At 31.2% G+C, this 21,293-nt stretch carries 20 protein-coding genes; 10 read left to right on the top strand and 10 right to left on the bottom strand.

Going from position 1 to position 21,293, the window contains the following annotated elements:
* Nucleotides 1-378: 378 nt before the first annotated feature.
* The 3 genes from creD to VP395_RS02775 all read right to left on the bottom strand — a co-directional run bounded on the left by creD (nt 379) and on the right by VP395_RS02775 (nt 2,783).
* Nucleotides 379-1,755, bottom strand: a complete 1,377-nt coding sequence (creD, locus tag VP395_RS02785; protein WP_346240183.1) for a cell envelope integrity protein CreD — start codon at nt 1,753-1,755, stop codon at nt 379-381.
* 56 nt (nt 1,756-1,811) lie between these two features.
* Nucleotides 1,812-2,105, bottom strand: coding sequence for a winged helix-turn-helix domain-containing protein (locus VP395_RS02780; protein ID WP_346240182.1), 294 nt, complete (start codon nt 2,103-2,105; stop codon nt 1,812-1,814).
* Between the two features lie 66 nt (nt 2,106-2,171).
* Entirely contained in the window at nt 2,172-2,783 is a 612-nt protein-coding gene (locus tag VP395_RS02775) for a hypothetical protein (protein WP_346240181.1), read from the bottom strand.
* Between the two features lie 97 nt (nt 2,784-2,880).
* Here VP395_RS02775 and VP395_RS02770 point away from each other — a divergent pair, with 97 nt between their 5' ends.
* Together VP395_RS02770 and VP395_RS02765 are read left to right on the top strand one after the other, a co-directional pair.
* A complete protein-coding gene (locus VP395_RS02770) occupies nt 2,881-3,258 on the top strand; it encodes a DUF1801 domain-containing protein (protein ID WP_346240180.1) in 378 nt (125 codons plus the stop codon).
* A gap of 193 nt (nt 3,259-3,451) precedes the next feature.
* A complete protein-coding gene (locus tag VP395_RS02765) occupies nt 3,452-4,192 on the top strand; it encodes a slipin family protein (RefSeq protein WP_346240179.1) in 741 nt (246 codons plus the stop codon).
* A 360-nt stretch (nt 4,193-4,552) separates the two neighbouring features.
* On the opposite strand, the gene VP395_RS02760 is transcribed toward VP395_RS02765, so the two are convergent.
* Genes VP395_RS02760 through kdsA form a run of 3 tightly spaced genes read right to left on the bottom strand, consistent with a single transcriptional unit; the run spans nt 4,553 to nt 6,014 of the window.
* Entirely contained in the window at nt 4,553-4,834 is a 282-nt protein-coding gene (locus tag VP395_RS02760; protein WP_346240178.1) for a hypothetical protein, read from the bottom strand.
* Nucleotides 4,835-4,861: 27 nt separating this feature from the next.
* The gene (locus tag VP395_RS02755; protein WP_346240177.1) at nt 4,862-5,140 is read right to left on the bottom strand and encodes a hypothetical protein; all 279 of its coding nucleotides are present in this window, start codon (nt 5,138-5,140) and stop codon (nt 4,862-4,864) included.
* Between the two features lie 55 nt (nt 5,141-5,195).
* Nucleotides 5,196-6,014, bottom strand: coding sequence for a 3-deoxy-8-phosphooctulonate synthase (gene kdsA / locus VP395_RS02750; protein ID WP_346240176.1), 819 nt, complete (start codon nt 6,012-6,014; stop codon nt 5,196-5,198).
* A gap of 301 nt (nt 6,015-6,315) precedes the next feature.
* On the opposite strand from kdsA, the gene typA reads away from it, so the two are divergent.
* The 6 genes from typA (at nt 6,316) to VP395_RS02720 (ending at nt 13,750) form a co-directional block, all read left to right on the top strand.
* Nucleotides 6,316-8,115, top strand: a complete 1,800-nt coding sequence (gene typA, locus VP395_RS02745) for a translational GTPase TypA (RefSeq protein WP_346240175.1) — start codon at nt 6,316-6,318, stop codon at nt 8,113-8,115.
* Nucleotides 8,116-8,117: 2 nt separating this feature from the next.
* A complete protein-coding gene (locus VP395_RS02740) occupies nt 8,118-8,345 on the top strand; it encodes a uroporphyrinogen decarboxylase (protein ID WP_346240174.1) in 228 nt (75 codons plus the stop codon).
* A 175-nt stretch (nt 8,346-8,520) separates the two neighbouring features.
* Nucleotides 8,521-9,828: an O-antigen translocase gene (locus VP395_RS02735; RefSeq protein WP_346240173.1), complete on the top strand. Its 1,308-nt coding sequence runs from the start codon at nt 8,521-8,523 to the stop codon at nt 9,826-9,828.
* A gap of 11 nt (nt 9,829-9,839) precedes the next feature.
* Nucleotides 9,840-11,147, top strand: coding sequence for an O-antigen translocase (locus VP395_RS02730; protein ID WP_346240172.1), 1,308 nt, complete (start codon nt 9,840-9,842; stop codon nt 11,145-11,147).
* A 220-nt stretch (nt 11,148-11,367) separates the two neighbouring features.
* Nucleotides 11,368-12,681 (top strand): phosphoethanolamine transferase, encoded by a 1,314-nt coding sequence (locus VP395_RS02725; RefSeq protein ID WP_346240171.1) that lies wholly within the window; start codon nt 11,368-11,370, stop codon nt 12,679-12,681.
* A complete protein-coding gene (locus tag VP395_RS02720; RefSeq protein ID WP_346240170.1) occupies nt 12,674-13,750 on the top strand; it encodes a glycosyltransferase in 1,077 nt (358 codons plus the stop codon). The genes VP395_RS02725 and VP395_RS02720 overlap by 8 nt, the downstream gene beginning before the upstream one ends.
* Before the next feature lie 8 nt (nt 13,751-13,758).
* On the opposite strand, the gene VP395_RS02715 is transcribed toward VP395_RS02720, so the two are convergent.
* Nucleotides 13,759-14,706 (bottom strand): glycosyltransferase family 2 protein, encoded by a 948-nt coding sequence (locus VP395_RS02715; RefSeq protein ID WP_346240169.1) that lies wholly within the window; start codon nt 14,704-14,706, stop codon nt 13,759-13,761.
* Nucleotides 14,703-15,560 (bottom strand): glycosyltransferase family 2 protein, encoded by an 858-nt coding sequence (locus tag VP395_RS02710; RefSeq protein ID WP_346240168.1) that lies wholly within the window; start codon nt 15,558-15,560, stop codon nt 14,703-14,705. The genes VP395_RS02715 and VP395_RS02710 overlap by 4 nt, the downstream gene beginning before the upstream one ends.
* Nucleotides 15,561-15,656: 96 nt before the next feature.
* Between VP395_RS02710 and VP395_RS02705 the strand changes: the two genes are divergently transcribed.
* Nucleotides 15,657-16,481, top strand: a complete 825-nt coding sequence (locus VP395_RS02705; RefSeq protein WP_346240167.1) for a 2OG-Fe(II) oxygenase — start codon at nt 15,657-15,659, stop codon at nt 16,479-16,481.
* An 8-nt stretch (nt 16,482-16,489) separates the two neighbouring features.
* On the opposite strand, the gene VP395_RS02700 is transcribed toward VP395_RS02705, so the two are convergent.
* The gene (locus VP395_RS02700; RefSeq protein ID WP_346240165.1) at nt 16,490-17,227 is read right to left on the bottom strand and encodes a class I SAM-dependent methyltransferase; all 738 of its coding nucleotides are present in this window, start codon (nt 17,225-17,227) and stop codon (nt 16,490-16,492) included.
* Nucleotides 17,228-17,229: 2 nt separating this feature from the next.
* On the bottom strand, nt 17,230-17,913 hold the full coding sequence (locus VP395_RS02695) for a cell division ATP-binding protein FtsE (RefSeq protein WP_346240164.1): 684 nt from the start codon (nt 17,911-17,913) through the stop codon (nt 17,230-17,232).
* Nucleotides 17,914-18,194: 281 nt separating this feature from the next.
* On the opposite strand from VP395_RS02695, the gene VP395_RS02690 reads away from it, so the two are divergent.
* Nucleotides 18,195-21,221: a tetratricopeptide repeat protein gene (locus VP395_RS02690; RefSeq protein ID WP_346240163.1), complete on the top strand. Its 3,027-nt coding sequence runs from the start codon at nt 18,195-18,197 to the stop codon at nt 21,219-21,221.
* Nucleotides 21,222-21,293 lie beyond the last annotated feature (72 nt).

Below are 21,293 nucleotides of genomic sequence, written 5' to 3'. Positions count from 1 at the left end.
TTTTGGGTTTCCTAACAAGTAAATTAATAATCCAAAAAAAGAAAATGTATTTATTATGATTGCGATTATTACAAATATTAAACCAGGGTAAATAAACATATCCGTGTGATGAAAAGATATTTGAAGTGCAAATAAGATAGTTCCAAAAATGAAACTAATAGCGGCTATTGACTTACTTGTTGCTATAAAATTGTTCATAGTTTGTTTTTTTTTGCGTTAGCGATTACTCATATATTTTTATTTCAAATTAATGAAATCGTGAATACTTTGTATTTGCAGTGTAAATCCTATATCGACACAGGAGTGAGGACTTGTAACGTAAAGCGCGACCCCCGATTTTTTTTTCGGGGGTAACGCCCGTATTATTAACTAATAAAATTATCCGTGGTTCCAATCTATTTTTCTCGATACGTACATAACGATGGCTAATATTAAAAACAAGCCGATGCTTCCTACTATAAGTGCATAGTTTTCTAACTGAATGATGACATAAATAAAGGTGTAAAGTGCCGTTAAGGATAACCCAATAAATAAAGGAAACTTAAATGTTTTTAAGATGGATTTTGAATATAATGTGATGAGCACAATTACTGAAATTCCTGCTATTAAATAGGCTTTTAAGAAATTGCTGTGTTCTGAAATGGAGACCAATAAGGTGTAAAACATTGTGAGTGCCAACCCAATCATTAAATATTGGAAGGGATGAATATTTATTTTACTGAGTGTTTGAATTAAAAAGAAAATTAAGAATGTTAGGGCGATAACTAAAAAGCCATATTTTGCTGAGCGTTCGCTTTTTTGGTATTCGTCTACGGGAATCATAAAATTAACCCCAAATGCAAATTCTTTTAAATCTGGAATACCATTAAAGTGTTGTTGTGAAAACGGACGGTTTAAATCCAGTATTTTCCATTTAGCATTAAAACCATTTTCTGTTATTTTATTGTCATTAAACGGTAAAAACTCGCCAAAAAAGTTAGCAGTTTTCCAGTTTGAAGTTATTTCAGCTTTGGTTTGTTTGCCCGTTGGAATAAAACGAATTTGCTCGCTACCTTTTATATTCAAGTTTATATTAAAGGTTAACGGTTTTTGAAACTCTAATAGTGTTTTTATAATGTTTTTTGTTTCTAGTGTGTGAAGCACAACATCATTAAAGTTATATTTTTTTTCGCCATTATATTTTGATGTTAGTTCGTAACTTGTTTCACCTAGTTTTAAATTTGCTTCGTTTACTCCTTTTACGTTTGATGATTGAATGATAATTTTTGCTTTGTCCCAAAGAATGTCTTTGTCATTAATTTCAATATCACTAAAATCTGGTTTGGTATATGAACCAGTAAGCGTTATTTTACTATTGTAAACTGCAGTGGTATAAATACCTCTTTTTTTTGTTTCTGGATTTATGTTTGAATTTATGTTTAGGTTTTCTGGAAAGAAATAAGCGTATTGAATCTCCTCGATAGTTTCGGTGTACACTTGTTTTGTTTTTTTATCCGAAACAGTTTTTTCTTTATAGGTTTTATAGGGTACTTTTAAAATGGGGCCATAAATAAGCACCTCGTTTCCCCATTGTTCATTTATTTCATTAATAACTTCAGTTTGTCTGTGAGAACGTTCTCTGATTAAATCTTGAATAAAGAAAAGCGGAATCAATAATACTAAGGTTAAAAAACCTATGATGAACATACGTGCTGTGATAGATGTTTTTAGCCAATTTCCAAATTTGTTTTGCGGTTGTGTGTTTGTGTTTTCCATGATTTATTGATTTTAAAGTACTTTGTTTTTCAAAGTAAAAGATTAAAAAAATAGAGTTATTGTTTATTAATTAATTTTTCAAGGGCATCAATATGATTTTTAAACTCGAATGCGCCCAATTTTGTTGTACTGTAACGGGTGTTTGGTTTTCTACCAATAAATTGTTTTTCAACTTTTATGTAATCGGCAGTTTCCAAAGCTTTTGTGTGGCTTGCTAAATTGCCATCGGTTACTTCTAAAAGTTCTTTTAGCGTATTAAAATCGGCATATTCATTCACCATTAAAACAGACATAATGCCTAATCTAATACGGTGATCGAATACTTTATTTATATTGTTTATTATGCTCAAAATTAATGTTGATTTGTTGATGCGTTTATTTGTCTATAAAAACTGAATACTGCAACTGTAAACGGCTTACTGTTTCAAGTCATACTTAAAATGCATCCAAGTGCCATAAATAATATGTAAAAACCCAAAACCTAAAACCCAAAGCCAAAACCCGAAACCAGGGAGTAGGGCAGCGGTTAAACCTAAAATAATCTCAGCTAAACCTAAATACCTAATATCACCAATACTATATTTTGAAGCATTTATTAAAGCCAATCCGTAAAAAATAAGCATTAAAGCACCTGCTTGTCCGTATTTTTGTTGATTTAATATAATTAGAATATACAGCCCACCAACAACTAGCGGAATTAAAAAATTGATTACCAAGCGTTGTGAGGTAACATCCCAAATTTTAGAACCGTTTTTCTTTGCTTTTTTAGTTGTCAAAATAATACCTGTTATAATGCTGAAAGCGGCAACCAAAATAAGATCTAACAGTACCCACCTAAATATTTGACCATCTAGCAATAAAGTTCCGTAGCTAAAATTCATCACTAAATAATAGGCAACAGCGGCTCCAATAAGCGCATAAACACCTGCCATTATTCCTGATAAGCCACTTAATGAAATAAAGCGCGACGATTTGTTCATTAAATGTTTAATCTCGCTAATGTCTTTTAAATAATCTTTAGGCTCCATATTAAAGTACTTTGAATTGCAAAGTAAATAAATTAAATTTAATTATTCATTGTAAAATTTTGTTAATTTTGAGAATGAGTTAAATTTCTATTACTTAGTGAAACCAGTAGACGACTATTTTTTAAATCAGAAAGAACCATACCAATCCATCATGCTTTATGTAAGAAGTGTTATTTTGAACACCTTGCCAGAAGTAGAGGAGCGGTACAGTTATAAAATACCGTTTTACAACTGCCACAAAAAGCCCCTGATATATTTAAATGTTTTGAAGGGAACAAATTATGTTGATGTAGCTTTTGTTCAAGGAATTCTTTTAGAAAAGCAGTTTCCTATTTTAAAAAACGACAATAACAGAAAGCAAGTACGCTCTATTCAATTAAAATCTTTAGAAGATTTAAATCATGCCAATTTTGTAGAATTACTTCTTGAAGCATCAAATATGCTTAGTAAAACCAAAAAAGCTTGGTTTGTTTGAAAACGCTTCAGCACTAGGTATTTAAGTTGTGTTTATTGTTGTTTTTTACAGGCTTAACTACTCGGTATTATACCTTAGGTTAGCTAAATCAGGTTTTCAAAACTAAGAATAGACAGGCATAATGATTTGCTTTAATGCTAAAAATTGATTATCTTAATGAATGATTAATTGTTTAGAATAAAAAAAAATTGTTATGAACTCTCAGTTATTATTTATTGTTCTTGTCGTTGTGTTTTTATTATCGGGGATACGAATTATTTTTGAATACAAACGCGCCTTAAAATTTAGATTTGGTAAGTTTATAAAAACCCTTCAGCCAGGTTTTAAGTGGATTATTCCTTTTATAGAGACTATTCAAGTTGTAGATATTCGTGTTATTACCATTAATGTGGTATCCCAAGAAGTAATGACAGAAGATAATGTGCCTTGTAGTATTGATGGGGTTGTTTTTTTTAAGATTCATAACCCAGAGAAAGCTGTTTTGGAAGTAGAGGAGTTTAAATTTGCCATTACTCAACTATCTCAGGCGGCATTGCGGGATGTTTGTGGTAAAGTGGAGTTAGATACCATCTTGTCTAAGCGCGAAGAAATGGGGAAAAATATAAAAAGTATTGTTGAAGTAGAAACTAAAGGATGGGGAATTGAAATTATAGATGTGAAAATTAAAGATATTCAGTTGCCAGAAAACATGAAACGAATGATGGCAAATCAGGCAGAAGCAGAACGTTCAAGAAGAGCACGCATCATATTAGCTTTAGCTGAAGAGCAAGCAGCAGGCAAACTATTGGAAGCGGGTAAATTAATAGATCAATCGCCATCGGCAATTAAATTAAGGTTATATCAAACCTTATCTAACATAGCAGCTGAAAAAAACTCAACTATTTTATTTCCTTTTCCAGAAGAAGTTTTGCCAAGAAAAACAGAGGGCAAATAGGAAGATTAGTTTATTTTTAATGAGTAGATTCCTCTTTTAAAAACGGAGAATAACCGAAAACGGATTTGCTTAATTCAACTTGAGTAGAATTACTTCTAAAGCTTCAAATTTGTTTACCTGAAGTTAAAAACGATGTTTAAATATTAAACACACTTCCTATTGTTACAATACGCCTGTAAAAATGTGAAATGCTGTGAAGCCCTTTCCGAGGTATTACTAGTTGTTCTTATATCGGGCATATTAATGTAGCCGCCTTTAAAATCTAATTGTAAAAAAAGTGTTTGTAAAAGGTTGGGTTTGGTCCTGAATTTAAAGAAACACCATAGCCTGACAAGTGAAATTCATCATATTTGTATTTTTCTAGCAAAGTGGTATTTGATTTAGGAACAAGTACTCCAGCCCAATACCTTCGGTAATGTTAATTTGAAATTTATCAATATTAGGTAGATGAAATACAGTAGATATACCATTGTAACGGGCAATTTCAACAAATACATAGTTTAAGCCATTGGTATGTTCAAATTGTAAGAAATCATTAGAAAGAAAACCAGTTACGTTATTATAATTGCCATTGTAAATGGCACCATCTTCGTTACTTGGTAGGTTGATAAAACCATGAAGATGTTTTGCATTGTGATCCATAACATATTTCATATGGTCTACACCCAATTAAACCATGTAATGGTCTGAAACAAAATAACCAATTTTTATATTGGTTTGTGGAATAGTAATTCTAGTGGGGTTGATGTAGTCTGTATACCAACCTTTTGGTTTATCTATTGCTGAGGCATCTTTTATTGTGAATTCGTAGTCTTCTCCTCTAAAATAAATATCCGATTTTGAAAAACGTTCTCTATTACCACCCCAACTTATATAGAGCCTCCCTTTGTTGGAAGCAGTATATTTTATAATTTCAGAATATTGAGCAACTAGGTTAAATGAAAGCAAAAAAAGGTGAGATCTAATATAGGTTTAAGCGTCATGTAAGATATTTTAGGCTTAATTAAAGTGTGTTTACCACTTTTCTTATGGCAACCAGATTGGTAAGTAGCCTTTCTAAATTATCTAGATGTAGCATGTTGGCACCATCGCTTTTTGCATTTGCTGGGTCGAAATGGGTTTCAATAAATAGACCATCTACATTGTTTACAATACCTGCACGAGCTATGGTTTCAATCATTTCTGGTCTGCCACCTGTTACACCTGCGCTTTGGTTGGGTTGTTGTAATGAATGGGTTACGTCTAAAACCGTTGGAGCGTATTGGCGCATGGTTGGGATACCACGAAAATCTACAATCATATCTTGGTAGCCAAACATGGTGCCTCTATCGGTTATCCAAGCTTTACTATTGCCAGAATCGTGTATTTTTTGAACGGCGTGTTTCATCGCTTCCGGACTCATAAATTGTCCTTTTTTTAGGTTTATTACTTTTCCGGTTTCGGCTGCGGCAACCAATAAATCGGTTTGGCGTACTAAAAAGGCTGGAATTTGTAATACATCAACATATTGAGCAGCCAATGTAGCATCACTAATTTCATGAATATCGGTTACTGTTGGTACATCAAAAGTTTCTGAAACTTTTTTAAGGATTTTCAGGGCTTTTTCATCTCCAATTCCTGTAAAACTATCCACTCGGCTACGGTTGGCTTTTTTAAAACTGCCTTTAAACACATAAGGAATTTCTAATTTGTTGGTTATAGAAACCACTTTTTCGGCAATGCGTAACGCCATATCTTCACCTTCAATGGCACATGGGCCACATAAAAGGAAAAAGTTGTTGGAGTTGGTGTGTTTTATTTTTGGAATATCTTGAAGGTTCATCAGCTTAAAATTTAGTGCTGCAAAGATAAGATTAATGCCCTAAATAAATACCCACTTTTTTAATTGAATTGACTGCCCTTAATTGATACGTGCATTAGCGATAGAAATGGCAGCCTTTTTTGTGCGCGCTTATGCGCAAAAAAGCTATAATGTATAGAGCGACCCTTTGTGGCTTAATTAGTTACGTTTGTGTTTATGGATAAACGTTATTGCCACAAAGGGTAATGCCTAAAAAAAAAATAATGTAGAATATATTCCATAATTTATAGTTACCTTTGCACGCTTAAAATAAGGCACTATTATGGCTAATATTAAAAACATTGCAATTATTGCACACGTTGACCACGGTAAAACGACGTTGGTTGATAAAATTATGTATCACTGTCAGTTATTCCGTGAGAACGAAAATACGGGTGATTTAATTCTTGATAATAATGATTTGGAGCGTGAAAGAGGTATTACTATTACTTCAAAAAACGTTTCGGTTATATATAAAGACACCAAAATTAATATTATTGATACGCCTGGTCACGCCGATTTTGGAGGCGAAGTTGAGCGTGTACTTAATATGGCAGATGGCGTATTGTTGTTGGTAGATGCCTTTGAAGGCCCGATGCCACAAACTCGTTTTGTGTTACAAAAAGCGATTGATTTAGGTTTAAAACCATGTGTTGTAATTAACAAAGTTGATAAAGAAAACTGTACGCCAGAAGAAGTGCACGAAAAAGTATTCGATTTGATGTTTGAATTGGGTGCAGAGGAGTGGCAGTTGGATTTCCCTACTGTATACGGTTCAGCAAAAAACAACTGGATGAGTGATGATTGGAAAAACCAAACGTCAAACATCGAGCCTTTGTTAGATATGGTTATTGAGCATATTCCTGCGCCAAAAATTCCAGAAGGTAATACTCAAATGTTAATTACATCGTTAGACTTTTCGTCGTTTACAGGACGAATTGCTATTGGGCGTTTAACTAGAGGTGAATTAAAAGTAGGGCAAAACATTTCTTTGGTAAAAAGAGATGGTAAGATTGTAAAAAATAAAATTAAAGAACTACATATTTTTGAAGGTTTAGGCCGTAAAAAAGTTGATGAAGTTCAAACAGGAGATATATGTGCTATAGTTGGTTTAGAAGGTTTTGAAATTGGTGATACTGTTGCCGATTTTGAAAATCCGCAAGGGCTAAAAACCATTGCTATTGATGAGCCTACTATGAGTATGTTGTTTACTATTAACGATTCGCCATTTTTTGGAAAGGACGGAAAGTTTGTAACCTCTCGCCATATTAAAGACCGTTTAACTAAAGAACTTGAGAAAAACTTGGCATTGCGTGTTAATGAGACCGATAGTGCTGATAAATTCTTGGTTTTTGGTCGTGGGGTATTACACTTATCGGTTTTAATTGAAACCATGCGACGTGAAGGCTATGAGTTACAAATTGGTCAGCCACAAGTTATTATTAAAGAAGTTGATGGTGTAAAATGTGAGCCAGTTGAAGAAATGACGATCGATTTACCAGAAAACGTTTCTGGTAAAGCTATTGAAATGGTTACACTTCGTAAAGGTGAAATGTTAAGTATGGAAGCTAAAGGCGACCGTATGGTTTGCCAGTTTATGATTCCTTCAAGAGGTATTATTGGTTTAAGAAACCAATTGCTTACGGCTACGGCAGGTGAAGCTATTATGGCACACCGTTTTAAAGAATACCAACCGTTAAAAGGTGGTATCCCAGAGCGTCAAAATGGGTCTTTGGTTTCTATGGAAAAAGGTCAAGCAATTCCTTATTCTATTGATAAATTACAAGATAGAGGTAAGTTTTTTGTAGATCCAGGTGAAGATATTTACGAAGGACAAGTTATTGGAGAAAACTCTCGTGGAGATGATATGACGGTTAACGTAACCAAAACTAAAAAGTTAAGTAACGTGCGTTCATCTGGTGCCGATGATAAAGCTAGAATTATTCCAGCTATTAAATTTTCGTTAGAAGAAGCGTTAGAATATATTCAAAAAGATGAGTATGTTGAGGTAACGCCTAATCACTTGCGTTTGCGTAAAATCTATTTAACAGAAGTAGATAGAAAGCGAAATAAATCAATATAACATTGGAGTTCTTAGGGATTTCATGTGTAGAATGGATTGGATATGCCGCTATGGCAACGGTTTTAATCTCATTCTTAATGAAATCTGTTAATAAATTACGAATAGTAAACTCCTTTGGGTGTTTACTATTTGTATTTTATGGTATTATGTTAGTGCCGTTATCAAAACCGATTATTATTACCAATACTGCTATTTTATGCATAAATGTTTATTACTTGTTTAAAAAATAACAATTTTATTTTTAATATATAAATTCTTACATTTTAAAATTGAATTTGTATTGATACGTAAAATGATTTTGTATATTTGATTCCCTGTAGATAAAAGGTTGGAAATAAATAAATTCATTTACCGTTAATTAAGAAGATTTTATTGTTTATGAACAAAAAAGTAAACCTGCAATAATTGAAAAAATTAATCGATTATATAAATAAAAACGTTTTAATTAAAGTAACCTCGTTACAAGCAGCTTCAGTATTAACCAGAATAATTGCCGGTATATTAACGTCTAAGGCTATTGCAGTTTTTATTGGTCCTACGGGATTAGCATTAATAGGAAACCTGCGTAACTTTGTAGGTTCTTTTCAAACCATTGCCATTCTTGGTTTTTATAATGGTGCAGTAAAATATATTTCAGATTTTAAGGAGGATGTTGTAGAGTTAAGTAAAACCATTTCTACTATATTTTACGTTGGTTTTACGTCTACCATTTTAGTGTCATTTTTCTGCTATTTTAATGCCCAGTTTATAAATGACATTATTTTCCCAGATTACAATAATTATTCGTTTGTAATTAAAGTGTTTGCAATAGTATTGCCGTTTTACGCTTTAAATATGTTTTCATTTTCCATAATGAATGGTTTTTCAAAGTATAAAATACTTATTGTAATTAATATTATTGGGCAAATATTAAGCGTATCCATCGCCTTACTTTTAATCTATCAAAAGAAAATTGATGGTGCATTAATATCGGTAGTTATTGCAGAGTCGTTAATATTTTTAATAACCTTGGTAGGTATTACCAATAGACGCTCTTTAGCACCTTTAATTAAAGTAAACAGCATAAGTTTTAGTTTCTTGAAAAAGATGGGCACCTACTCTTTAATGGCACTTTTTTCAGCTATTATAATGCCGCTTGTTGCCATTGCTATCCGTTCTTATATTATTGAAAATGTTGGTTATAAAGACGCTGGTTTTTGGGAGGCCATGACCAGAATATCTAAATATTATTTAATGCTTGTTAGTTCCTTAATGGCTTTATATATTTTGCCTAGATTTTCTGAAATAGATGGTATTAAAGAATTTAGAAAAGAAGTGTTCGGCTTTTATAAAACAGTTATGCCTGTTTTGGTTATAGGGCTAGTGGCCATATATTTTTTAAAACCATATATAGTAACCATTATTTTTTCAGAAGATTTTAAACCTGTTGAAGACCTGTTTTTATGGCAATTGTTAGGCGATTTTATTAAAGTGTTATCTATGGTAATAGCCTACCAATTTTTAGCAAAAAAAATGTTTTGGCATTACATTTTAACCGAAGCCTTTTTGGTAATTATCTTATATACAACCAGTATTTATTTTATAGATTTATACGATAATGTACAAGGTGCTGTTATGGCACATTTTGTAAGTTATATTATGTATTATGGTATTATTTTACTCATATTTGGAAGCTCACTTTTTGGGGTTGATACAGAGAAGAATGAAAATTAAATAGCAGAAAATTGAAAGAATTTTTTAAAAAGATATTTTATAATCAGTTTTTTAAAGTTTTTTCATTTAATGGCATTATAGTTTTAGGAAAACTAATAACATCGTTTATTGTTTCTAAAGTTAGTGCCATATATTTAGGGCCTTCTGGTTATGCTATTGTTGGAAATTTAAAAAACATTTTACAAGGTGTTTTAGGGGTAACAGCTAATGGTTTTGAAAGTGGCTTAATTAAATATATTGCCGAAAACAAACAAGATAAAAAACAATTTAATAGCGTTGTTTCTTCTGCTTTTGCTTTGAGTGTATGCCTTTCATTAGTTGTTGGATTTTTTTTATTTGTATTCTCAAATCAGCTAAGTGTTTTTATTTTAAAAGATGCTTCTTTAGCTTACGTTTTTAAGTATTTGTCAATCTTTTTGCCTTTAATTTCATTAAATTTTTTAGTAGTTTATATTGTGAACGGATTGCAAAAATTCAGGCTGTACACATTACTAATTAGTATATCAAATGTGCTAAACGCCGTTGTTACATTTTTACTTGTTTACTTTTTTAATTTAAATGGGGCGTTAATGGCAAGCATATTAATTCCTGTTTTAAGTTTTGTTTTAAGTATTTTAATTAAAGATGTTAGGTTGTTTTTTGTAGAGGCTATTACCAATTTAAAAACAATATCCATAAACTTTTTAAGAGCTATCTCCACATATATTGTTATGGCAATTTACTCTACAGTATTGTTGAGTTTAAGTTATTTATTTATTCGAAACACTATTATTTCTAATATTGATACAAGTACAGCTGGATTATGGGAAGCCATGAATAAATTATCTGGTTTTTATATGATATTTTTCTCTTCGTTGTTTACGCTGTACCTTTTACCGCTATTGGCATCAAATAAAACGGTTAAAGGTTATGTTGAGATAATGAGAACGTACTTTAAGTATTTAATTCCTTTTGTAATTATTTTGTTTTTAGGAATTCTGTTTTTCAGGGTTTTACTTATAAAGTTGTTTTTAACAAACGAGTTTTTAATTGTAGAACAATTTTTTTATCTTCAACTGCTTGGAGATTTTATTAAAATTATCGCCTTTTCGTTTGCCTACCAATTTCATGCTAAAAAAATGGTAGCTTCCTATTTTATAACAGATGCCATATTGTATGTGTCTTTTTATCTGTTAAGTATGTATGGGCTTAAATATTATAATCTTCAAGGTGTATTTTATGCTTATATTGCAAGCACATTATTGTATTTAATTGCAGTATGTCTTTTCGTATTTTTAAACCGTACAAAGCATTTAAAAAGTGAATCACAAACCGTATAAGTTTTTTTTAATTTTAATACTGCCGTTACTATTTAAGTATCTTTTTCTGGTTTTTTTTATTGATTTAAATCTAATCGAGATAGGAGACGTTTTAGAAGACCTTTTTTTCTTTTTTGCTATCATATCAATTCTATATAGCAATGTTTTTAAAAAACAGTTTTTTATTGATGTTTTATGTTTTTTCTATGTAGGGTATTTTGTATTAGAAACTACATCTTATATGGCGGTTTCATCAAATTTCACATCGTCTTACATGTTCCTTTTAATAGAATCGAACCAACGGGAATTAAGTGAGTTTACAGCTTCATACATTAACACAAAAATAATCTTGTTTCTAGCTTTAATGGTTGTTTCTTTTTTTGTTATTAGAAAGAAGAAATTGGAAATTAAAAACTCAAAAAAAGTTCTTTTTGGGGCTTTGTTTTTTTTAGGGATTATTGCCACATTAAAATTAACTGGGTTAATAGAAAATAATGCCTACCATAATATTGTTAGAGGTACTTATGGCTATTTTGAATTGCAAAAGAGTGTTAAGTTTAATACAGAAATATCAAAAGAAGATATTCAAATTACTGCCGATAATGAAGTTTTAGTGGTGGTTTTAGGAGAATCTACAACAAGTGGGCACATGCAACTTTATGGCTATAAAAGAGAAACTACACCTCTTTTAAGCGCATTTAAAAGCAGTTTATTTGTGTATAATAACGTTATTTCTACCGATGTTTTTACGCTTAAAGCAGTTCCAAAAATATTAACATCATTAGATAATACCAGTACTGAAGATACAACTACAAACCTTATTGAAATTTTTAATAAAGCAGGTTATAAAACCTATTGGCTTTCAAATCAAAGACCCATTAGCTTTCATGACAATGCAATTAGTAAAATTGCATCGGCTTCTTATCAATTTAAATTTTACAATCATAAGATTGATAAACACACGACTATTTTAGATGAGATTATTTTTCCAGATTATAAAGATATACTGAATCAATCCGGTAAAAAAGTTGTTTTTCTTAGACTAATAGGGACTCATTTTGATTATAACAAACGTTATCCAAAAACTTATAATAAGTTTGTAAGTGATGCAAATGCAACTAAAAAGGAAACCGTTATAAATTATTATGATAATGCGGTTTTGTATAACGATTTTATAGTGTATTCACTTATTAAGGAACTTCAAGAGCGCCCTGAAAAAAGTGCACTTTTATATTTATCAGACCATGGTGAAAATGTGTATGATAATACCGATTTTTTTGGTCGTTCCGAAACCATATTAAGGAAATGTATGTTTGAAATTCCTTTTTTTGTTTGGGTTTCCAAAGATTTTCAATTACCTAAAGATTTTGAATATAAGCCCAACAGGGTTTTTATGGCAGACCATACTTATGAAAGTATTGGGCATCTTTTTGGGGTGATGTATAAAGATATGGATGCCCGTAAAAGTATTTTTAGCAATACATTTAAAGAGCGAAAAAGAAAAGTAATGGACAATATAGACTTCGATACCTATTTTTTAGAAAAACATGATTAAAAAAATATGTTTACTTACAGATAGTCTTGGTTCTGGTGGTGCAGAAAAAATGGTATCTAATTTGGCTATTTCTTTATCTGAAAAAGGATATACTGTAACCGTAGTAACCATGATTGATGTCGTTGTTTATCCATATAAAGGATCGCTTTATAATTTCGGAAAAATAAAAAACAGCAATAAGCTAAGATCTTTTTTTAAGTTTAAATCTTTTTTTAAAACACAACAATTTGATGTTATTTTAGACCATAGAGTAAGGTCAAATTTTATTAAAGAGTTCATTTTTTCTAAAATAATCTTTAAAAATGAGAAGGTTATTTATTGCGTTCACCATTTCAATTTAGAACTTTATTTTCCTTTAGTAAATGTGCCTTGGCTTTCAAGAAGCACTTTTGTAAAAAATAGGGGAATTGTTGCGGTAAGTAAAGAAATTCAAAAGAAGATTAGCCAACGATTAGGTTTAGAAAGTCATGTAATTTATAACTATGCGATATTAAATAGCATAGGTGTCCACAGTGATTTAGATATATTAAGCAACTCTAATTATATTATTGGTGTAGGAAGGTTAACAGATATAAAACAATTTAATGTTTTAATAAAAAGCTATAAAGACTCAAAATTAATTGGGCATGGTATTAAGCTGTTAATTTTAGGCGAAGGGGTTGAAAAGAGGAATTTAAATAAGCTTATTAACGATTTACACTTAAATGCTTTTGTTAAGTTAATGGGATTTAAAAGCAATGCATTAGCGTATATACAAAAAGCGAAGGCTTTGGTTTTAACCAGTAAATCGGAGGGGTTTCCTATGGTGCTTATTGAGGCATTATCTCTAAAAACTCCTGTTATTTCATTTGATTGTAAAAGCGGACCTGCTGAAATAATAAAACATGAAGAAAATGGTTTGTTGGTAGATAACCAAAACGCAGATATGTTAACAGAATCTTTAAACAAATTGCTGTTAAACGATGCTTTTTACAAAAAAATTAAAGGTAATTTAAACCAAAGTTCCAACCCGTTTTCAGAAGAAAATAACATTCAAAAATGGATTGATTTATTGAGAAAATTCAAATAATTTAACATCTACCCTTCTTTTGGCTTAAAAATAAACAGGGCATTAAGTTTAAATTTGTTTTTAATATAAAACAACCATTTAATAACAGGGTTGGGTAGGTAAAGCAAGGTTTTTTGGATTAAATTCAAATTATTCAAATTAATATCTTCAATTAAAATTTTGCTTAATTTATTGTTTGAAGCAAGTTTAAAATTTATAACTAATGAAAACCTGTTATAATCAATGTACTTTTTTAAATCTTGGTTGTTCTTTTCAATGTTTTTATAAGTAAAAACAAATTTCGGAATGTTTTTTTTGAATAAAGCGTTTGAAATGCCATCTTCCATAGTTCGGTTATAAATGGCACTAACGGACGTATTATCTAAAGCTACTTCATATTTGGTGGCTATTCTAATATATAAATCAGTGTCTTGTTCAGAGAAAATTTCCGGATCAAAGTCTCCCACATCATTAAAAACATCTTTTGGGATACAAATTGCAGAAACCCATGCTACACAATTCTGCAAAGAGTGTTTAAAAAAATCAGGAACAATTCCTTTAAAGTTTTCTGGTAAGCCATTAAATTGCGCTCTATGAAAAATAGTAGCAGATTTTTGTAATGTGTAACCTGTGCAATACAACCCTTTACTTGGGTACGTGTTTATTAGATTGTATAGTTGTTCCAAATGGTGGGGCAACCAAAAATCGTCAGCATCAATAAGCGCAATGTAATTTGCTGTTGCCTTTTTTATTCCAGAATTTCTAGCACCAGATAATCCTTGGTTTGTTTGGGTATAAAGTTTAATTCTTGGGTCGTTAAATTTTTTTACTTCTTCTACACTATTATCGGTGCTTCCGTCATTAATAATGATAATTTCAAAGTTTGAGAATGTTTGGTTTAGAACACTTTTTAAAGTTTCCTGCACGTATTTTTCTTTATTGTATAATGGTGTTACTATCGAGAAAAAAGGAGTCATTTCTTATTTTTTAGAAAACAATAATAGCCTAATCTATAAAAATCAAACAATAATATGGAAGGATAATTGGAATTAAAATTTTTTAGTAACAAAGGTTTAAGCCATTTGAAAAGTAAATAAATAAATTTATCCAAACCTAACGGGCTAAGTTGCATGTAAAGTTTGGATATTTTATAATGTGAAATGCTTAGTTTGCCTTCATCAATTAATTGTATTAAATTTTCAATGGCAAACTCTGTTTTTTTTACAAAAGTGTTAGCATCATCATCTGCTTCATGAATTACCGGGTTGTTTATTTTAAGAATTTTGACATTGCTTTTTGCGAGATTATCGAAAAATAGTACATCTTCACAGCCATATTTTTTTAATGATTCGTTAAATAAATTTAATTGAAATATGCTTTTTTTAATTAAAAAATTTGATGAATGCAATCCTTTATTTGTTTCTCTTTTTTTTGTGTAGAGCCATCGTAATTTATAAGGTTTTTTAACTGGTTCTTCACCAAAGGTCATACCGCCTATAATTAGTTCCTTGTTGTTAATAGAAATATAATTTTCTATAAAATCTTTTTCTTTTGGAAATGTTCCAGCATCAATAAATAATAAAGTTTCATATTTTGCATTGGTACCAAGAAGGTTTCTAATGGCGCTTCGGCCTATATTATTGGGTAATTCCTTAAAACAGCAATTTTCAATCAAGTTAATAGTTTTGTTTTTAGTGTTTAGTGGAGAATTAGAACCATCGTCGTAAACTAAAATTTCAAACACAATATCGCATTTTGAAACCTGTTCAAAAATTTCTTCAACCAAAGGAACAATGTTGTAGTTGAAAGTTGGAATTAAAATAGAAAGCATCGATGGTTATAATAAAGTATAAAAATACATTTTTAAAATGTTTAATTTAACTTTTAGCTTAAAAGGTTATAAATTGCAATGTATAATAATAGGCTTATGACTGGTTTAACTTCCAAAGAGATTTCAAATTTAATAGTTGATAAAATTGATAGTGTAAAAGAAGCCCTTAAGGTGGCTTATTCAGCATCAAAAAATCAAATTGGGTGCTTTTACATTGATGATTTATTGCCTGAAGATTTAGCTCAAGCCTGTTTTGATGCATTTCCTGATAAAACTGAAATGCGGATTTTAAAAAGCATTCGCGAATATAAATGTGTTTCTGCTCAAATGGATAAACATAATAAACTTTTAGAGGAGGTTATTTATGCATTTCAAGATGAAAAAGTGGTAAATTTAATAGGCGATATATGTGGAATAAAGTCCCTTTATGCAGATGAATCGTTGTATGCTGGGGGTTTGTCACTTATGGCTCAGCATAATTTTTTAAATCCACATTTAGATAATTCCCATGATGCTGAACGCGAGCGTTGGCGTGTGCTTAACTTGTTATATTATGTCACACCCAATTGGGAAATAGAAAACGGAGGGCATCTTGAATTGTGGCCAAATGGCCCTAAAAAGAAGCCTGTTTTAGTAGAGAGCAAGTTTAACCGATTAGTTGTAATGGCAACTCATGATACTTCATGGCATTCGGTAAATAAAGTAACTGTAGATAGAAGTAGATGTTGTATTTCGAATTATTATTTTAGTGATGAAGCTTTAAAGGAAACCGATAAATTTCATATTACTAAATTTAGAGGACGTCCTGAAGATACTTTTAAAAATATAATCTTAGATTTAGATGCTAATTTAAGAATGATGATACGAAAAATTTTTAAAAAAGGCATTCGTAAAAATCCACATATTTATAAAAAAAAGTAAAAACCTCATTATTTTGTTGCTATTAAAACAGTTTCTTGCGAATTAAAACCAAAATAGAAACCATTACCCTGATTATTGAATGTTTTTTCCTCAGTTTTAAAGCCAGCGGTTTTTAATCTTTCTTTTAATCCATTAACAGAATATATTCGAACATGATCGTCTTGTCCAAAATGTTTTAATCTGTCTTTTGGCAAAACAATTGAAAAATTTTCATAGATGCTTCCTTCTTTAAATGGTGTTTGTATAAAAATAGTGCCTCCAGGCTTTAAAACCCTATATAGTTCGTTTAAAGCTTTTTTGTCATCAACAATATGTTCTAGTATATGATAACAGATAATAGTATTAAATTTGTTGTCTTCTTGATCGATACTTGTGATATCAAATTTATAATCAGCTAAAAATTCGTTTTCAAAATCACTACTATAATAATCGATAGATTCTATCTTTTTCAAGCTTCTGTAAAGGCTTCTTGAAGGTGAAAAGTGAAGTAGATTACCATTTAGGTGTTTATCTTTCTTTAGTAATTCCCATAGTCTTCTGTTTCGCGATAAACTTCCGCAAAACGGACAAAGTAATTCGTGGCTCTCTAGTTGTATAAATGTTCTGAGCTTGTTGCTGCATACATTACATTCATGTTTGTTTCCTGAATAAAAAACACCATAAAATTTGCGAAACAGCAATTCATTTTTAAATAAATATTCCTTTGGTACAAGTGATTTGATATTTTTTTTAAGAAATTGATACATATTTATGCTTTCCTCTGCACCACCTCAAAAACCTGACTATCTTCACACTTCAGCGTTTTACTAGGGTATTTTAATAGCAAGGCATAATCGTGGGTAGCCATTAATATGGTATTGCCATTCTTGTTTATTTCTTGTAAAACCTCCATAACTTCAATGCTGGTTTGTGGGTCAAGATTTCCAGTTGGTTCATCGGCAAGAATAAGCTCGGGGTTGTTAAGCAACGCTCTGGCAATAGCCACACGTTGTTGCTCACCACCAGAAAGTGCATGTGGATATTTAAAACCTTTTGTTTTCATATCTACTTTACTTAAAACCTCATCAACGCGTTTGTCCATTTCGTTTTTATCTTTCCATCCTGTAGCTCTTAAAACAAAGAGTAAATTTTCGTTTATTGTGCTGTCTGATAGTAATTTAAAATCTTGAAAAACCACGCCCAATTTGCGTCTTAAATAAGGGATGTCCTTTTCTTTTAAGGTTTTTAAATCGAAATCTACAATATGGCCTTCACCTTCGGTTAAAGGTAAATCGCCGTAAAGTGTTTTCATAAAACTACTTTTTCCGGTACCCGTTTTTCCAATTAAATAAACAAAGTCACCTTTGTTTATTTCAACATTTACATTAGAAAGCACCAAGCTATCACCTTGATAAATAGATACGTTTTTTAATTCTAAAATAGGAGTAGGCATAATTGTTTTCGACTTTTTTAAACGTTGTAAATGTATTATTTAAAAGTTGAAAGTTGAAAGTTAAAAGTAAAAAGTTTCAAAGAATCAAAGATTCAAAGAATCAAAGATTCGAAGTTACTAAGAGTTTTTTTCGGGTGGGTGAGACTGAAAACTGCAACTGCGACTGCGACTTTTTCCTTTTTTTAAACTTTTAATAAGTCGGTTTATAATTATAGCACGATTGTTGCGTTATAAGATTTATATTGAATTATCTTTGATTTTAAATTAAAAACGAATCGTTAATGACTATAAAAAACAGTGTTTCCCTTCTGGTTGCCATAAGTTTTAGTTTTCAAATATGGGCGCAACAATCTGCCACTTACACCAGCAATTTAACAGAGTACCAAAAAGCTCTATCCCTTTATAATAATCAACAATATCTTGCAGCACAATCTTTATTTGGAAGTGTTAAAAAAAGCACGAAAGAAACGGTATTGTTGTCCGATTGTGCTTATTATATTGCCAATTGCGCCGTGCGATTAAATCAGCAAAATGCAGATAAGTTGGTTGAGGATTTTGTTGAAGACTACCCTACAAGTACCAAACGTAACACTGCTTATGTGGATGTTGCCGATTATTATTTTGAAAACGGAAAATATGCTTATGCCAGAAAATGGTACGATAAAGTAGATGAAAGCGGATTAGGAAGAAACGAAAAAGAAAAATTTTATTTCAACAACGGCTATTCGGCATTTTCAAGTAAACAATATAAAGAAGCCAAACAGTATTTAACTCGTGTAGAAAACTCAAAGCAATATGGTTCGCAAGCTAAATATTATATTGGTTTTATGGCTTATGAAGGCGATGATTACGAAAATGCCAATAAGTATTTTGACCAAGTTAGCAACCAAGAACAATACAAAGAAAAGCTGTCCTACTATCAAGCCGATTTAAATTTTAAACTAGGTAATTTTGAAAAAGCTATTGAACTTGCTAAAGCGAAATTAAAGAGCAGTGATAAAAATGAAGTGTCCGAACTTTCAAAAATTATAGGAGAAAGCTATTTCAACTTAAAAAAATATGCCGAAGCCATTCCGTATTTGCAAGCTTACAAAGGCAAAAACGGAAAGTGGAGCAATACCGATTTCTATCAATTAGGGTACGCGTATTACAAACAAGGAGATTATGAAAAAGCCATTTCAGAATTTAATAAAATTATAGGAGGTACTAACTCCATTGCACAAAATGCCTATTATCATTTAGGTGAAAGTTATATTAAATTGAACAAAAAACAGGAAGCGTTAAATGCTTTTAAAAATGCTTCTGAAATGGATTTCGATTTAAAAATTCAAGAAGATGCTTGGTTAAATTATGCTAAAATCAGTTACGACATTGGGAATCCATACCAATCGGCACCACAAGTTTTAGCAGCTTATTTAGATAAATATCCAAAAACTACTTATAAGGAAGAAATTGAAACGTTGTTGATTGATTCGTACATCACTTCAAAAAACTATAAAGAAGCGCTTAAATTATTAGAAGGTAAAAAGAGTTTTGAAAATAAAGCAGCTTATCAAAAAGTAGCATTTTATAGAGGATTGGAATTATATAATGAAAATAGTTATATAGAAGCAAAAAATCTTTTTGAAGCCTCTTTAAAAGAACCACGAGATGCTAATTTTACAGCAAGAGCCACTTTTTGGAAAGCTGAAACCGATTATAATTTAACCAATTACAACGATGCTTTAATCAGTTTTAAACAGTTTCAACAGCAAACAGCAGCGGCATCTACACCTGAGTATAAAAACATAGATTATAACTTAGCTTACACGTATTTTAAGTTGAAAAACTATTCACAAACAGCACAGTATTTCGGTCAATTTATTGCATCAAATAAAAAAACGGATAATGTGCGTTTGAATGATGCCTATTTACGTTTGGGTGATGCCTATTTTGTGTCGAGCGACTATAAAAATGCCATAAACGCTTATGAAAGTGCCATAAAGTTGAATACGGCAGATTCCGATTATGCCTTTTTCCAAAAAGCCATTAGTTCTGGTTATGTTGGGCAAGATTCAAAAAAGATAAAAGAATTAGAACAGTTTATTGTAGAATATCCAAAATCGAAACTTCGTGATGATGCTATGTACGAATTGGGGAATACCTACGTAAAAGCGGGTGATACCGACAAAGCGATGCAAATCTATAATCGTTTAAGTTCAGAATACAAAATGAGTTCGTTTGTGCCAAAAGCATTATTGCGTCAAGGATTGGTGTATTATAATGGCAGTAAAAATGAACAGGCATTAAGCAAATTTAAACAAGTAGCAGGCGAATATCCAGATACACCGGAAGCTGTTCAAGCCGTATCAACAGCTCGTTTGATTTATATTGATTTAGGGCGCGTTAACGAATATGCTAGTTGGGTGAAAACCCTAAAATATGTAGAGGTAACTGATGCCGATTTAGACAATGCTACTTATGAAGCTGCCGAAAAACAGTATTTAGACAATAATACCGATAAAGCCATCATGCAATTTAATGGTTATTTAAACCAGTTTTCAAACGGGTTGCATACCTTACAATCGCACTTTTATATTGCGCAATTGTACTATAAAAAAGGATTGGTAAGTAATGCGGCACCACATTACAAATATGTTGTGGAAACTTCAAGAAGTGAGTTTTCTGAAGAAGCCTTATCGCGTTTATCGCAATTTTATTTAGAAAGTAAAGATTGGAACAAAGCCATTCCGTTGTTGGAACGTTTGGAAGATGAAGCTAACTTTCCGCAAAACGTAGTATTTGCACAATCGAATTTAATGAAAGCTAATTACCAATTGGAAAGCTATAACAAGGCGGTAGCTTATGCAGAAAAAGTATTAGCGAATTCAACTATTGATAATAAAATTAAAGCCGATGCGAATGTTATTATTGCACGTTCAGCTATAAAAACTAACAATGAAACCAAAGCAAAAGAAGCCTATGCAAAAGTAGAAACCGTTGCCACAGGTGAAACAGCTGCCGAAGCTTTGTATTACAATGCCTATTTTAAAAATAAAGAAGCGAAGTATGAAGCCTCAAATACAACGGTACAAAAACTGGCAAAAGATTTTTCAGGTTATAAATATTACAGTGCCAAAGGATTAGTGCTTATGGCTAAGAATTTTTACGCTTTAAAAGATGCATTTCAAGCCACTTATATTTTAGAAAGCGTGATTCAAAATTTCACAGAATTTAATGATGTGGTTACCGAAGCAAAAGCGGAATTAAGCAAAATAAAAGCACAAGAAGCAAAAACCAATTCGTCTATTCAAGCAGGACAAAATTAGTTTTTTAAAAGTTAAAAGTTAAAAGTTAAAAGTGTCTGGTTGAGCGCAGTCGAAACCTCAAAATCAAAAATC

Source organism: Mariniflexile soesokkakense (assembly GCF_039650365.1).
In the GTDB taxonomy this organism is placed as follows: Bacteria; Bacteroidota; Bacteroidia; order Flavobacteriales; family Flavobacteriaceae; genus Mariniflexile; species Mariniflexile soesokkakense.
This window is presented reverse-complemented; position numbering and strand designations above follow the sequence as displayed.